We start from the raw sequence: 14,030 nt of genomic DNA, 5'->3' as shown, positions 1-14,030 counted from the left end.
GCTACTCGCGGTCGTCCGCCGTGGTGCGCCGGCGGCGCGCCAGGAACACTCCGGCAGCGGCGAGGACGACCACGCCTCCCGCGGTGACCCCGATGACCACCCTGGTCGAGCCGCCGCCGGAGGAGCCGCCGGAGTCCGCCGGGACCGCCGACCACCAGCTCCAGTAGCCGTCCTGGCCGTAGATGTTGCCGGCGGCCTTCGGCATGGTCTCGATCGACCTGATCTGGTCGGTGCGGTAGGCCTCGACGGCGTTCGGGTACGCCATGACGTTCATGTACCCGAGGTCGTACAGCCGCGATTCCGCCTGCTTGACCAGCGCGGCCCGTTTGCCGGTGTCGTACTCGGTCAGCTGCCTGGCGTAGAGGCCGTCGTACGTCCGGTCACAGATGAAGTTGTCGGTGGCGCCGGTGTCCTTGGGGGTCGCGGGCAGGGCCGCGCAGGTGTGGATGGAGAGGACGAAGTCCGGGTCGGGGTTGACGGACCAGCCGTCGAAGGCGAGGTCGTACTTGCCGGCGAGCCAGGGATCGGTGACGTTGTCGAGGCAGTCCAGGGTCATGCCGACGCCGAGTTTGCCCCACCACTCCTTCAGGTACTGGCCCACCGCCTTGTCGTTGGGGTCGGTGGCGTGGCACAGGACACGGTAGTTCAGCGGTCTGCCGTCCTTGCCGACGCGTTTGCCGTCGGCGTTCTTCCGGTAGCCGGCCTGATCGAGGAGCTGGGCCGCCTTCACCGGGTCGTAGCCGAGTTCCTGGCTCGCGGACGGCTTCCAGAAGTACGTCGAGAAGCGCGGCGGGATGTAGCCCTGGCCCTCGACGGCGTGGCCCTGGAACACCTTGTCCACCAGGGTCGTGCGGTCCACGGCCATGAAGAGGGCGTGCCGGACCCGCTCGTCCAGCAGGGAGGGGTCGCCGTCGCCGAACTTCGCACCGTTCTTCGCCCGGGCGCCGGGGTTGGTGGCGAGGGCGTAGAAGCGGCGGCCGGGAGCGTCGTTGACGTGGATGCCGGGCTCGCCCTTGAGGGAGGCCGCCTGGGCGGGGGTCAGGGAGGGGGAGCCCGCCACGAAGGACACCTCCCCCTTGCGCAGGGCGGCGACCGCCGCGTCCTGGTCCTTGTAGTACTTGAAGACCAGTTGGTCGAACTTGGGGGCCCCGCGCCAGAAGCGCTTGTTGGCCTTCAGCCGGACGTAGCTGTCGGCCTTGTAGTCGGTGAGGACGAACGGGCCGTCACCGACGATCGGGAAGCTCTTGTCGTTGCCGAACCTGGCGAAGTCGGTGACGCTCTTCCAGACGTGCTCCGGGACGATCGGCACGTCCAGGGCGGTCATGGTGGCCTGCGGCTTCTTCAGCTGGATGACCAGTTGCGTGGGGCTCGGGGCGGTCACCTTGCGGAAGTTGGCGACGAAGTTGCCGTTCGCGGTGGCGGCGGCCGGATCGGTCATCAGCTTGTCGAAGGTCCAGGCCGCGTCCTCGGCGGTCACCTTCTGCCCGTCCGACCACGTGGCGTCGGAGCGGATGGTGTAGGTCCAGGTCAGTTTGTCGGGCGAGAACGACCAGCGGGTGGCCAGGCCCGGCACCGGGTGCCCGTCCCCGGGGTCGTAGTCCGTCAGGTACTCGTAGGTGAGCCGCAGGATGCTGGTGCTGACCAGGCGCACCGCCAGGAAGGGGCTCAGCGAGTCGACGCTCTGCGCGACGGCGACGGTGAGCACCTTGTCGCCCTGTGCCGCCTCCGCCCGCTGGGGCGTGGGGTCGAGCGGGGTCGCGAGGGCCGCCGAGAGCGTCAGGGCGAAGGCTCCGGCGGCGACGGCGAGTCGGCGGACGCGGGGTCGGGGGCTTTTCGGATGTAAACCTCTCGTGCCGTGCTGCTCTGGTGTGCTCATGAATGTGACCTCGCGTCATCGTTCGCACAGGGACGGCTTGTTCGACTTCCGGACCGGGGTTTCTCCTGGTGACGCCAGCTGGGTGATGAGTGTGTCTATCAGCGGCGCTCTGCGCGCGTCAACGGCGCGCGAAGCTCGTGTGGCCTGCGGAAACAGCGGATCGACGGGCATTGCGACGGCCATTGGTCCAGACCCGTGAAGACATCCTGGTGGAGTCCTGACGGCATGACGGGCGGCCTCCTGGTGAGCCCGTGCGTGTGCCCGCATTCGTGTGATGTCCCTCGAAAGGCCCCTCAAACCGGCAGCGCGCATGCGGTATGTGTCATATAAGCCGATATTGACGAGTATCGGTTGGGTGATCGCGGAGGAGGCAGCCATGCGGGGTACCGCGCACGCCCGCTGGGCCGCCTGTGTGATCGCCGCCGGGCTGCTGGCCACCGGCTGCGGGGACAGCGGCGGCTTCGGCGGCGCCGGGGTGCTGACCTCCTCCTGGGGCGACCCGCAGAACCCGCTGGAGCCCGCCAACACCAACGAGGTGCAGGGCGGCAAGGTCCTCGACATGATCTTCCGGGGGCTGAAGAAGTACGACCCGAAGACCGGCAAGGCCCAGAACTGGCTCGCCGAGCGCATCGACACCTCGGACTCGCAGAACTTCACCGTCAGGGTCAAGGACGGCTGGACCTTCTCCAACGGCGAGAAGGTGACCGCCCGCTCCTTCGTGGACGCCTGGAACTACGGCGCGAGCCTGCGCAACAACCAGAAGAACGCCTACTTCTTCGCCTACATCGACGGCTACGACAAGGTCCACCCCGACAGCGGCACCCAGACCGCCGACACCCTGTCCGGACTCAAGGTCACCGGCCCGGACACCTTCACCGTCCGGCTCAACCAGAAGTTCTCCAGCTTCCCCGACACCCTCGGCTACGCCGCCTTCGCCCCGCTGCCCCGCGCCTTCTTCACCGACCACGCCGCCTGGCTGAGGAAACCGGTCGGCGACGGGCCGTACCGGATCGAGTCGTACACCAGGGGCTCGGCGATGAACCTGAGGAAGTGGGACGGCTATCCCGGCCCCGACAAGGCGCGGAACGCCGGGGTGACGCTGCTGGTGTACACCGACAGCAACACCGCCTACACCGACGTGCTGGCCGGCAACCTCGACCTGGTCGACGACGTGCCCTCCACCCAGCTCAAGAACGTCGAGACCGACCTGAACGGCCGCTACATCAACACCCCGGCCGGCATCCTGCAGACCCTCGCCTTCCCTTACTACGACCCGAAGTGGAACACCCCCGGGGCACGGAAGGTCCGCACAGGCCTGTCCATGGCGATCAACCGCAAGCAGATCACCGAGACCATCTTCCGTGGCACCCGCACCCCCGCCACCGACTGGACCTCCCCGGTCCTCGGCGCGGCCGGCGGCTACAAGCCCGGGCTGTGCGGCCACGCCTGCGACTACGACCCCGCGCAGGCCAAGAGGCTCATCCAGGAGGGCGGCGGGTTCCCCGGCGGCCAGCTGAAGATCACCTACAACGCGGACACCGGCTCCCACAAGCAGTGGGTGGACGCCGTGTGCAACTCCGTCAACAACACGCTCGGCAACGACAAGGCCTGCGTGGGCAACCCGGTCGGCACCTTCGCCGACTTCCGCAACCAGATCGGGCAGCACAAGATGACCGGCCCCTTCCGGGCCGGCTGGCAGATGGACTACCCGTTGATCCAGAACTTCCTGCAGCCGCTGTACTACACGGGCGCCTCCTCCAACGACGGCAAGTGGTCCGACAGCCGGTTCGACCGGCTCGTCGACCGGGCCAACGCCGAGACCGGGCAGGCCGCGGCCGTCCGGCTGTTCCAGCAGGCCGAGGAGGTCGTCCGCGACAACATGGCCGCCATCCCGCTCTGGTACCAGAACGGCAGCGCCGGTTACTCCTCCCGGCTCTCCCGTGTGGCGCTCAACCCGTTCAGCGTGCCGGTCTACAACGAGATCAGGGTGGGCTGAGCGGCATGGGGCGCTATGTCGCACGGCGGCTGCTGCAGATGATCCCCGTGTTCATCGGGTCCACCCTGCTGATCTTCCTCATGGTCAACGTGATGGGCGACCCCATCGCCGGCCTGTGCGGGGAGCGGGCCTGCGATCCGGCGACGGCCGCCCAGCTGAAGCGGGAGTTCGGCTTGGACAAGCCGCTGTGGCAGCAGTACGCGACCTACATGGGCCACCTCTTCACCGGCGACTTCGGCACCGCCTTCAACGGCCAGCCGGTCACCGAGCTGATGGCCACCGCCTTCCCCGTCACCATCCGGCTCACGATCGTCGCCATCCTCTTCGAGATCGTCGTCGGCGTGACACTGGGCGTCATGACGGGCATGCGGCGCGGCCGGCCCGTCGACACCGGGGTGCTGCTGTCCACGCTGGTGGTGATCTCCGTACCGACCTTCGTCACCGGTCTGCTGCTGCAGCTGCTGCTCGGCATCAAGTGGCAGTGGATCAGCCCGTCCGTGCGCTACGGCAGCTTCGACGAGCTGATCGTGCCCGGCCTGGTCCTCGCCTCCGTCTCCCTCGCCTACGTCACCCGGCTGACCCGCACCTCCATCGCGGAGAACAAACGGGCCGACTACGTCCGTACGGCGGTCGCCAAGGGCCTGCCCAGGCGCCGGGTCGTGGTCCGTCACCTGCTGCGCAACTCGCTGATCCCCGTGGTCACCTTCATCGGCGCCGACATCGGCGCGCTGATGGGCGGTGCGATCGTCACCGAGCGGATCTTCAACATCCACGGCGTCGGCTTCCAGCTGTACCAGGGCATCCTGCGCCAGAACACCCAGACGGTCGTCGGTTTCGTGACGGTCCTCGTCCTGGTCTTCCTCGTCGCCAACCTCCTCGTCGACCTCCTGTACGCCGTACTCGACCCGAGGATCCGCTATGCCTGAGCAGTCGTACGAGCCCGAGCGCGCGATCGCCGGGACGGGCATGGGCGGCACGATGGACCTGGGCGCGAGCGAGGCCGCCACCCTGGAGCGGACCCCGGGCGGCCCGGAGGGCACGGGCCCGGCGGGCAGGCCGCGTTCGCTGTGGTCCGACGCCTGGCGGGACCTGCGCCGCAACCCGGTCTTCCTGATCTCCGCCGTGGTGATCCTCTTCCTGGTCTTCATCTCCGTCTGGCCCTCGGCGATCGCCTCCGGAAGCCCCCTGAAGTGCGACCTCGCCAAGGCCCAGGACGGCCCGGGCCCGGGCGCGCCCTTCGGGTACGACGGCCAGGGCTGCAACGTCTACACGCGCACGGTGTACGGCGCCCGTACGTCCGTCACGGTGGGCGTGCTGGCGACACTCGGGGTGGGTGTCCTGGGGTCGGTCCTGGGGGCCCTGGCGGGCTACTTCGGCGGTGTCTGGGACTCGATCCTGTCCCGGATCACCGACATCTTCTTCGCCATCCCGGTGGTCCTCGGCGGTCTGGTCCTGCTGTCGGTGGTCACCAGCAACACGGTCTGGCCGGTCATCGGGTTCATGGTGCTGCTCGGCTGGCCGCAGATCGGCCGCATCGCCCGCGGCTCGGTCATCACCGCCAAGCAGAACGACTACGTCCAGGCCGCCCGCGCCCTCGGCGCCTCCGACTCCCGCATCCTGCTGCGCCACATCGCCCCGAACGCCGTGGCCCCCGTGATCGTGGTGGCGACCATCGCGCTGGGCACCTACATCGCGCTGGAGGCGACCCTGTCGTACCTCGGCGTGGGCCTGAAACCGCCCAGCGTCTCCTGGGGCATCGACATCTCCGCCGCCTCCCCCTACATCCGCAACGCCCCGCACGCCCTGCTGTGGCCCTCGGGGGCCCTGGCCCTCACGGTCCTGGCCTTCATCATGCTCGGCGACGCGGTCCGCGACGCCCTCGATCCGAAGCTGAGGTGACGGCCGTGCGAGGCGAGGGCGAAGTGCTGCTCGAAGTGCGGGACCTGAAGGTGGAGTTCCGGACCCGGGACGGGGTCGCGCATGCCGTCAACGGGGTGAGTTTCGAGGTGGACGCGGGGGAGACCCTGGCCGTGCTCGGCGAGTCGGGGTCGGGCAAGTCGGTGACCGCGCAGGCCGTGATGGGCATCCTCGACACCCCGCCCGGAAGGGTCACCGGCGGCCGGATCCTGTTCCAGGGGCGGGATCTGCTCACACTGAAGGAAGAGGAGCGCAGGAGGATCCGCGGCGCCGGGATGGCGATGATCTTCCAGGACGCGCTGTCGGCCCTCAACCCCGTCATCTCCGTGGGGGACCAGCTCGGCGAGATGTTCGTCGTGCACCGCGGGATGTCGAAGAAGGCCGCGCGGGGCAGGGCTGTCGAGCTGATGGAACGGGTGCGCATCCCGGCCGCCGCCCAGCGGGTGCGGGACTACCCCCACCAGTTCTCCGGCGGTATGCGCCAGCGCATCATGATCGCCATGGCGCTGGCCCTGGAACCGGCGCTGATCATCGCCGACGAGCCCACCACCGCCCTCGACGTCACCGTGCAGGCGCAGGTCATGGACCTGCTCGCGGAGCTGCAGCGCGAGTACCACATGGGGCTCATCCTCATCACCCACGATCTGGGCGTCGTCGCGGACGTGGCCGACCGGATCGCCGTGATGTACGCCGGGAAGATCGTCGAGTCCGCGCCCGTCCGCGACATCTACAAGGCGCCGGCCCACCCCTACACCCGCGGCCTGCTGGACTCCATCCCGCGCCTGGACCAGAAGGGACAGCAGCTGTACGCCATCAAGGGCCTGCCGCCGAACCTGATGCACATCCCGCCGGGCTGCTCCTTCCACCCGCGCTGCCCCATGGCCCGGGACGTCTGCCGCACCGACGAACCCCCGCTGTACGAGGTCTCCGGCACCCGCGGCAGCGCCTGCCACTTCTGGAGGGAGTGCCTCGATGACGTCGACGACCTCGACCACTGAGCCCATCCTCGAAGTGATCGGGCTGGTCAAGCACTACCCCCTCACCCGGGGCATCCTCTTCAAGAAGCAGATCGGCGCGGTGAAGGCCGTCGACGGCGTCGACTTCACCCTCGCCAAGGGCGAAACCCTCGGCATCGTCGGCGAGTCGGGCTGCGGCAAGTCCACGGTCGCCAAGCTGCTCTGCAACCTGGAACGGCCCACGGCCGGCTCCATCCGCTTCAAGGGCGAGGACATCACCAAGCTGTCGGGAAAGGCCCTGAAGGCCGTACGCCGCAACATCCAGATGGTCTTCCAGGACCCGTACACCTCCCTCAACCCCCGTATGACGGTCGGCGACATCATCGGGGAGCCGTACGACATCCACCCCGAGGCCGCGCCCAAGGGCGACCGCCGCCGCAGGGTCCAGGAACTGCTGGACGTGGTCGGCCTCGACCCGGAGTACGTCAACCGCTATCCGCACCAGTTCTCCGGCGGCCAGCGCCAACGCATCGGCATCGCACGGGGGTTGGCGCTGCGCCCGGAGGTGATCGTCGCCGACGAGCCGGTGTCCGCCCTCGACGTCTCGGTCCAGTCCCAGGTGATCAACCTCCTGGACCGCCTGCAGTCGGAGTTCGACCTCTCCTACGTCTTCATCGCGCACGACCTGTCCATCGTCCGGCACATCTCCGACCGGGTCGGCGTGATGTACCTCGGGCGGATCGTGGAGATCGGCCGGGACACCGAGATCTACGACCACCCCACGCACCCCTACACCCAGGCGCTGCTCTCGGCGGTCCCGGTCCCGGATCCCGAGGCGAGGGAACAGCGCGAGCGGATCATCCTCAGCGGAGACGTGCCGTCGCCGACGAACATCCCCTCCGGCTGCCGCTTCCGCACCCGCTGCTGGAAGGCGCAGGAGCGCTGTGTCCGGGAGGTGCCGGCCCTCGCGGTACCGGAGGTCTTCCGCGACACCTCCGGCCCGGCGGCCCACGCCTCGGCCTGTCACTTCGCGGAGGAGAAGCGGGTGGTCCCGGCGGAGGACGCGTAGGGGTACGCGTACGGCAGCGGGCCGGGACGACATGGCGCGCCCCGGCCCGCTCACGGCACCCGCACGGCCGTACGCTGATCAGCCTCCCGCGTCCGTATATCGGTACGGCTTCCGCGGAGTTGCCTGCGTGTTAACGCGATTGACGGTCATTTTCCCCGGTGGGGCAGCGAACGCCGCAGGAAGTCCAGCTGCAGCCGAAGCAGGTTCTCCGCGACGGTCTCCTGCGGGGTCATGTGCGTCACCCCGGACAAGGGCAGGACCTCGTGCGGGCGGCCCGCGGCGAGCAGGGCGGAGGACAGCCGCAGGGAGTGGGCGACGACGACGTTGTCATCCGCGAGGCCGTGAATGATCATCATCGGGCGGTGCGGCTCGGCCGGGCCGACCAGGCCCGCGTCGTCGATCAGCGAGTTGCGGCGGTAGACCTCCGGCTGCTCGTCCGGCAGGCCCAGGTAGCGCTCCTGGTAGTGGGTGTCGTACAGCCGCAGATCGGTGACCGGGGCGCCGACGACCGCCGCGTGGAAGACGTCCGGGCGGCGCAGCGCCGCCAGCGCCGCCAGATAGCCGCCGAAGGACCAGCCGCGGATCGCCACCCGCCCCAGGTCCAGCGGAAACTCCCCGGCGAGCGCCTGCAGCGCGTCCACCTGGTCCTGGAGCACGACGGCCGCCAGCTCGTCCCGGACCGCCTTCTCCCAGGCCGGCGAGTGCCCCGGAGTGCCCCGTCCGTCCGCCACGACCACCGCGAAACCCTGGTCGGCGAACCACTGGGAGGTGAGGTGGGCGTTGTGCGCGGCGACCACGCGCTGGCCGTGCGGGCCGCCGTAGGGGTCCATGAGGACGGGCAGGGGAGTGTCACCGTGGTAGTCCCGTGGCATAAGCACGGCGCACGGGATTCGGCGTGCGCCCCCCTGGGTCAGCGTCACCCGGGGGGAGAAACCGGGATTTTCGGCGTACGACCGGACAGTCGCCGCCGGTTTTCCGTCACGCAGCACCTGGACCCGGGGGCCGGGAGTGTCCGGTGTCGCGGACACGAGCACGGTCACGGCGCCGGCGCGCACCGCCGAGTGGACGCCGGGCTCCTGCGACACGCGCTCCAGGCCCAGCTCGTTCACCCGGTACACATGGACCTGGCCGATCTCCGGCTCCTGCGCCTCCGGGCCCGCCGAGGCGGAAATCAGCACGTCGTCCGCACCCACGTCCAGCACCGCGCGCACATGCAACTGACCGCTGGTCAAAGGCCGTTCGCCGACCGCCAGGACCCGGGCGCCGCCCTCGTCCGCGATCCGGACAAGCTGCCCGGACGGGCTCCAGCAGGGCACTCCAGCGAACAGTTCAAGCCAACTTGGATCTTCATCGGCGTGCACCATCCGGGTGGCTCCCGTGTCCGGGTCCACCGCCAGGAACAGCTGGCTGCGCTGGTCCCGCGCCTGCACCAGCACCAGCGGCGCACCCGCCGCTGACCAGTGCACACGGGCCAGATACGGATACCGGGACCGGTCCCACGCGACCTCGGTGCGTCCCCCGTCGAGCCCGAGAACGAACAGCCGTACGTCCGCGTTGGCCGTGCCGGCGGCCGGGTAGGCGACGTTACGTGGCTCACGCTCCGGATGGGCCGGATCGGCGATCCACCACCGCTCCACCGGCGTGTCGTCCACGCGCGCCACGAGCAGCCGGCTCCCGTCGGGAGCCCACCAGAACCCCCGCGAACGCCCCATCTCCTCGGCCGCGACGAACTCCGCGAGCCCGTAGGTGACCCGCCCCGGTCCGTCCGTGGCCTCCGGCTCGGCGAGCGCCCGGTCGCCCTCGCCCTCGGCGCCCACGACCCGCAGCGCACCGTGCGCGACATAGGCGATGTGGGTGCCGTCGGGGGAAGGACGCGGGTCGATCACCGGCCCCGGGACCCGGAGTTCGCGCGCCGTACCGGCCCGCAGCTCGGCCGTGAAAAGCCGCCCTGACAAGGCGAAAGACGCCAACTCCACGGCGCTGTCGGTGGCATAGCCGACGATGCCGGCGCCTCCCTCCCGACTGCGTTCACGGCGCGCCCGCTCCTCGGCGGAGAGCTCTTCGGCGGCGTCTCCGAGGAGGGCACCCGGATCGGCGGCCAGCCGCTCGGCGCCCTCCGGAAGGTCCGTCACCCAGAGGGAGTTGGCCCGGTCGGTGCCGGATCCGGAGCGCAGGAACGCGACACGCGAACCGTCGGGCGCCACCGTGAACGCACGCGGCGCGCCGAGCGTGAACCGCTGCGTCCGGGCGTGCCGACGGGGGAAGGAATCAGACTCGGTCGTCATACCCCGACCATATTGGCCATGCGCCCCCTTGTGCGGCCGTGCGCCGAGCGATGCGCGAGCACGGATAGTTATGATCACTACCGCTGTGTGGGTATGAACCTGCTGGCGTCTGCATGGATTTGCTCAACTGATCTAGATCTGGCGATCTTTGGAGGTGAGCCGCCGTGGCACTCTCGATTTCGGCGGTGGTGCTGCTGGCGATCATCGTCTTCTTGCTGATCAAGAAGTCGGGGCTCAAGGGCGGGCATGCCATCGTCTGCATGCTGCTCGGCTTCTACCTCGCCTCCTCGACCGTCGCCCCCACGATCAGCCAGCTGACGACCAACGTCGCCAGCATGATCAGCAGCATCAAGTTCTGAGGCGGGTCCCGCGGATCGAGCAGGATTCGGTACACGCCCTACCGGGCGAGGAACGGACTGAGTACCGCGGTGAGTTCGGCGGGCGCGTCCATGGCGATGAGATGGGCGGCGGTGGCGAACTCCACCAGGGTGGCGCCGGGGATCTCGGCGGCGTAGCGGCGGGCGATGTCCTGGAAGTCGGGGACGTCGAGCTTGCCCACACCCACCATTGTGGGGACGGAGACAGCGGCGAGGTCACCGGTTGCCGGACCTTGGGAGTGCTGCCCCACGACGGCCTGGTTCACCAGCGAGGTCCGCAGGGGGCCGCGGAGCCGGTCGCTCAGACCACCGGCCACGTCGTCCCAGTGGCGAGCAGGTCCGCGCAGCCACATGTCCAGGTTGATACGCACGGCGGCGTCCAGGTCGCCCGCCTCCAGGGCCGCCGTCTCGGCCTCGTCGTACGCGATCATGTCCGCGGACCAGTGGTAGCGCGGCCAGGGCGCGGCGAGCATCGTCAGGGAGCGCACCCGGTCCGGGTGGGTGAGCGTGAAGTCCAGGGCCACACGGCCACCCCAGGACGCGCCCACGAGCCGGACGCGTTCGTGGCCGAGGTGGTCCAGGAGGCGGCGCAGGTCGTCGGTCTCGCGGAACGGTCCGGCCGGGGGCGCGGACTCGCCGAAGCCGCGCAGGTCGTACCGGACCACGGTGTGCCGCTGGGCGAGAGCGGGCACGATCGCGTCCCACATGCGGTGATCGGCAACACCGGCGTGCACGAGCACGACGGGCGATCCGGCGCCCGCCACGTCGTAGGAAAGGTGTCCGAGGTCGTCGTCGAGTGTGAGCATGTGCGGATGATCGCAGGACCACGGCATGTGCACGAACGAGATATTGCCGACGAAGCCGTTCCTCCGGGGTGCCGCCCAAGGCGCGGTCCGGGCGCCGTCGCCTCGTAGGGTGGTCCCATGACGGAACTCCCCGCCCGGCGTCTTCTCCTGGTGCACGCGCATCCGGACGACGAGTCGATCAACAACGGCGCCACCATGGCCAGGTACGCGGCCGAGGGTGCGCATGTGACCCTGGTCACCTGCACCCTCGGAGAGCGCGGCGAGGTCATCCCGCCCGAGCTGCGGCATCTGAGCGGGCCCGCGCTGGGTGCGCACCGGCGCGGGGAGCTGGCCGCCGCCGTGCGCGCGCTGGGGGTGACGGATGCCCGGCTGCTCGGCGGGGCGGGCCGGTACGGCGACTCCGGGATGATGGGCATTCCGGACAACGCGGACCCCGGGTGCTTCTGGCAGGCCGACGTGGACGAGGCCGCCGGGCGTCTGGCCGACGTGATCCTCGAGGTCCGGCCCCAGGTCCTCGTGACGTACGACGACAACGGCGGCTACGGCCACCCGGACCACGTCCAGGCCCACCGCGTCGCCATGCGCGCCGTCGAGCTCGCGGACGAGCGCGGGCACCGGATCGACAAGGTGTACTGGAACCGGGTGCCGCGCTCCGTCGCCGAGGCCGCCTTCGCCCGGCTCCAGGACGAGCTGGCCGTACTGCCCTTCGAGAAGGGCGCCACCGTGGCCGACGTACCGGGCGTGGTCGCCGACGAGCGGGTCACCACCAGCGTCGACGGGACCGCCTTCGCCGCCGCCAAGGCCGCCGCGATGCGCGCCCACGTCACCCAGATCGAGGTGGCCGAGCCCTACTTCGCGCTCTCCAACGAACTGGCCCAGCCGCTGTTCACCACCGAGTACTACGAGTTGGTGCGCGGCGAGGGCCGGCCGGGGGAGACCGACCTGTTCGCCGGCCTCGGCCTCGATCCGGAGGAGACCCCATGAGCGACGCGGGACAGGGGCCGCTGCTCGCCCAGCCGCTGCAACGGCCCTCGGCCGGGCGAATCGCCGCCTATGCCGGCCTTTTCCTGCTCGGTGCCGTCATCGGCCTCGCCGGGGCCCTCGTGCAGGCCGCGTGGTTCCCCGGGGGGCTGCTGCTCGCCCTCGCGGGCGCGGCGGGGCTGTTCCTCGGCGGGGCGTACGCCACGGGCGGCCGGGGCGGGGCGGTCGCGCCCGTGGTGGGCTGGATCGTCACCGTCATCCTGCTCACCACCTCGCGCCCCGAGGGCGACTTCCTGTTCGGCGCGGGACTCGGCTCCTATCTCTTCCTGCTCGGCGGCATGGCCCTCGCTGTGATCTGTGCCACCCTTGGCGCCGGGCGGCAACCTCGTGGCGGTCCCGCCCGACTTGGCAAGTGACGTACCACTTCGCCGTGCGGCGCACGTGCGAGTCCGGTGTGGGTTTCCTCAACGGTCACGGGATGAGCGCCAGACGTGGCCAGTATGGTGGTGCGCGCCGCCGAGCCTCCCCCAAGCTCTCGACTTCGCTCGAGTTGGGGGGACCCCCAAAGCAGTCAGGTCGTAAGGGCGGCGGAGCCAACTGGGAGAACCTGCCTTGAGTCGTGAAACTGACACTCCGTCCTCCGGGCCCGACGGGCGCGGCGGAGCCGCATACCCCTCCGGCACGCCGCCGTACGGGACCCCCATGGCTTCCGACGACGGTACGGACGCCGGCCGTTCGGCCACGCGACCGGAGAAGAAGACCGAGACCACGCTGACGACCCGGATCCGGATCAACATCCCGGGATCCCGGCCCATCCCGCCGGTCGTCGTGCGCAAGCCCGTCGGGGACGGCGAGAGCATCCGGGACGAGGCGCCCGACACCGGCCCGCTGCCCGCGGCCGACCGGACCGCCGCCGGCATCGCCGAATCCCCTGCCGAGCCCGCGGCCCAGGCCGAGGAGAAGACCAGCGACTGGTTCGCGCCCCGCAAGTCCTCCGGCGGCAAGGGCGGTCCGGGCGGCGGCGGCACGAACGGGGCTGGAATCCCCGGCGGTTCCAGCTCCGCCCCCGGTGCGTCGGGCACCCGTCCGGGTGGTTCGGGGGCATCCGGCGCGGCCGGTACCACCGGCGCACGTCCCGGCGGCGGCCGTCCCGGCGGTGTGGTCGGCTCCATGACCGTCCCGGGCGGCACCCGCTCCGGCGCCGGCAAGGGCCTGCCCGGCGCCACCGGCGGCCCCGTCGCCCCCGGACACGGTGGCGGCACCGGCTCCTTCGACGTCACCGAGGCACTGAACGCGGGTCCGCTGGGCGGCGGCTCCCGCCCCGGCGCGTCCGGCGGCGACACGCGTCGCGACGACCTGCCGTACTTCTCGGAGAACGGCGGCCAGGACGGCTTCGGCGGCGCGGGCGCGACGGGTTCGGGTCCGGCCGGTCCGGGGGGCCACGACGGCTTCGGCGACACCCCCGGCGCGAACGGCCAGAACGGCTTCCCCGGCACCCCCGGTGCGAACGGGCACGGCGGCCTCGGCGGCCCCGGTGGTCCCAGCGGCTTCAACGGCCCGCACGGCCATGGCGGTCCCGGCGGCCCCCAGGGTCCGGCCGGCCCCACCAGCGGCCCGGTCACCGGCGACGGCCCCCTCGTCCCGTCGGCCGGCGACCCCTTCGACGCCCTGTCCGGCACGGGCGGTTACGACGGCCCCGGCGGCCAGGGCACCCAGGCCGGCCGGCCGCCGCGCAGCGCCCTCGCCGACATCGCCGACCTCGAACGG

Annotated in this window: 11 protein-coding genes and 1 pseudogene; 9 read left to right on the top strand and 3 right to left on the bottom strand. The window is 70.7% G+C overall.

All coding sequences use genetic code 11. From position 1 onward, the window contains the following. Position 1 precedes the first annotated feature (1 nt). Positions 2–1,876, bottom strand: a complete 1,875-nt coding sequence (locus ABT288_RS29095) for an ABC transporter substrate-binding protein (RefSeq protein ID WP_351613719.1) — start codon at positions 1,874–1,876, stop codon at positions 2–4. 376 nt (positions 1,877–2,252) lie between these two features. On the opposite strand from ABT288_RS29095, the gene ABT288_RS29090 reads away from it, so the two are divergent. From ABT288_RS29090 to ABT288_RS29070, 5 genes are read left to right on the top strand one after another with little or no spacing between them, the layout of a single operon-like run. Next, a complete protein-coding gene (locus ABT288_RS29090; RefSeq protein ID WP_351613716.1) occupies positions 2,253–3,872 on the top strand; it encodes a peptide ABC transporter substrate-binding protein in 1,620 nt (539 codons plus the stop codon). A gap of 5 nt (positions 3,873–3,877) precedes the next feature. After that, the gene (locus tag ABT288_RS29085; RefSeq protein ID WP_351613713.1) at positions 3,878–4,798 is read left to right on the top strand and encodes an ABC transporter permease; all 921 of its coding nucleotides are present in this window, start codon (positions 3,878–3,880) and stop codon (positions 4,796–4,798) included. Beyond that, positions 4,791–5,771 carry an ABC transporter permease gene (locus tag ABT288_RS29080; protein ID WP_351613710.1) on the top strand — a complete coding sequence of 327 codons (981 nt, stop codon included), beginning with the start codon at positions 4,791–4,793 and terminating at the stop codon, positions 5,769–5,771. The genes ABT288_RS29085 and ABT288_RS29080 overlap by 8 nt, the downstream gene beginning before the upstream one ends. Positions 5,772–5,794: 23 nt before the next feature. Continuing rightward, complete coding sequence (locus ABT288_RS29075; protein ID WP_351613784.1) at positions 5,795–6,787, top strand: ABC transporter ATP-binding protein; 993 nt, start codon at positions 5,795–5,797, stop codon at positions 6,785–6,787. Then, on the top strand, positions 6,762–7,814 hold the full coding sequence (locus ABT288_RS29070) for an ABC transporter ATP-binding protein (RefSeq protein ID WP_351613708.1): 1,053 nt from the start codon (positions 6,762–6,764) through the stop codon (positions 7,812–7,814). The genes ABT288_RS29075 and ABT288_RS29070 overlap by 26 nt, the downstream gene beginning before the upstream one ends. A 146-nt stretch (positions 7,815–7,960) precedes the next feature. Here ABT288_RS29070 and ABT288_RS29065 read toward each other — a convergent pair whose 3' ends face one another. Beyond that, positions 7,961–10,099 (bottom strand): S9 family peptidase, encoded by a 2,139-nt coding sequence (locus ABT288_RS29065; RefSeq protein ID WP_351613705.1) that lies wholly within the window; start codon positions 10,097–10,099, stop codon positions 7,961–7,963. 164 nt (positions 10,100–10,263) lie between these two features. Here ABT288_RS29065 and ABT288_RS29060 point away from each other — a divergent pair, with 164 nt between their 5' ends. Further along, positions 10,264–10,458: a hypothetical protein gene (locus ABT288_RS29060; RefSeq protein ID WP_228623323.1), complete on the top strand. Its 195-nt coding sequence runs from the start codon at positions 10,264–10,266 to the stop codon at positions 10,456–10,458. A gap of 38 nt (positions 10,459–10,496) precedes the next feature. On the opposite strand, the gene ABT288_RS29055 is transcribed toward ABT288_RS29060, so the two are convergent. After that, positions 10,497–11,282 carry an alpha/beta fold hydrolase gene (locus ABT288_RS29055; protein ID WP_351613703.1) on the bottom strand — a complete coding sequence of 262 codons (786 nt, stop codon included), beginning with the start codon at positions 11,280–11,282 and terminating at the stop codon, positions 10,497–10,499. A gap of 117 nt (positions 11,283–11,399) precedes the next feature. Here ABT288_RS29055 and mshB point away from each other — a divergent pair, with 117 nt between their 5' ends. From mshB to ABT288_RS29040, 3 genes and pseudogenes are all read left to right on the top strand, one after another. Beyond that, positions 11,400–12,266 (top strand): N-acetyl-1-D-myo-inositol-2-amino-2-deoxy-alpha-D-glucopyranoside deacetylase, encoded by an 867-nt coding sequence (gene mshB / locus ABT288_RS29050; RefSeq protein ID WP_351613700.1) that lies wholly within the window; start codon positions 11,400–11,402, stop codon positions 12,264–12,266. After that, entirely contained in the window at positions 12,263–12,679 is a 417-nt protein-coding gene (locus ABT288_RS29045; RefSeq protein ID WP_351613697.1) for a DUF6113 family protein, read from the top strand. The genes mshB and ABT288_RS29045 overlap by 4 nt, the downstream gene beginning before the upstream one ends. A gap of 196 nt (positions 12,680–12,875) precedes the next feature. Further along, positions 12,876–14,030, top strand: a pseudogene (locus ABT288_RS29040) (hypothetical protein); the annotation flags it as partial.

Origin of the sequence: Streptomyces sp. NPDC001093 (assembly GCF_040298985.1) — a bacterium.
Classification (GTDB): domain Bacteria; phylum Actinomycetota; class Actinomycetes; order Streptomycetales; family Streptomycetaceae; genus Streptomyces.
Note: the sequence above shows the minus strand (reverse complement) of the source record. Positions and strands in the feature narration are given on the sequence as shown.

Coding starts and splice junctions, on each gene's coding strand:
- ABT288_RS29085 (WP_351613713.1), top strand. CDS start 3,878: ATGGGGCGCTATGTCGCACGGCGGCTGCTGCAGATGATCCCCGTGTTC.
- ABT288_RS29080 (WP_351613710.1), top strand. CDS start 4,791: ATGCCTGAGCAGTCGTACGAGCCCGAGCGCGCGATCGCCGGGACGGGC.
- ABT288_RS29065 (WP_351613705.1), bottom strand. CDS start 10,099: ATGACGACCGAGTCTGATTCCTTCCCCCGTCGGCACGCCCGGACGCAG.
- ABT288_RS29070 (WP_351613708.1), top strand. CDS start 6,762: ATGACGTCGACGACCTCGACCACTGAGCCCATCCTCGAAGTGATCGGG.
- ABT288_RS29055 (WP_351613703.1), bottom strand. CDS start 11,282: ATGCTCACACTCGACGACGACCTCGGACACCTTTCCTACGACGTGGCG.
- ABT288_RS29045 (WP_351613697.1), top strand. CDS start 12,263: ATGAGCGACGCGGGACAGGGGCCGCTGCTCGCCCAGCCGCTGCAACGG.
- ABT288_RS29095 (WP_351613719.1), bottom strand. CDS start 1,876: ATGAGCACACCAGAGCAGCACGGCACGAGAGGTTTACATCCGAAAAGC.
- ABT288_RS29090 (WP_351613716.1), top strand. CDS start 2,253: ATGCGGGGTACCGCGCACGCCCGCTGGGCCGCCTGTGTGATCGCCGCC.
- mshB (WP_351613700.1), top strand. CDS start 11,400: ATGACGGAACTCCCCGCCCGGCGTCTTCTCCTGGTGCACGCGCATCCG.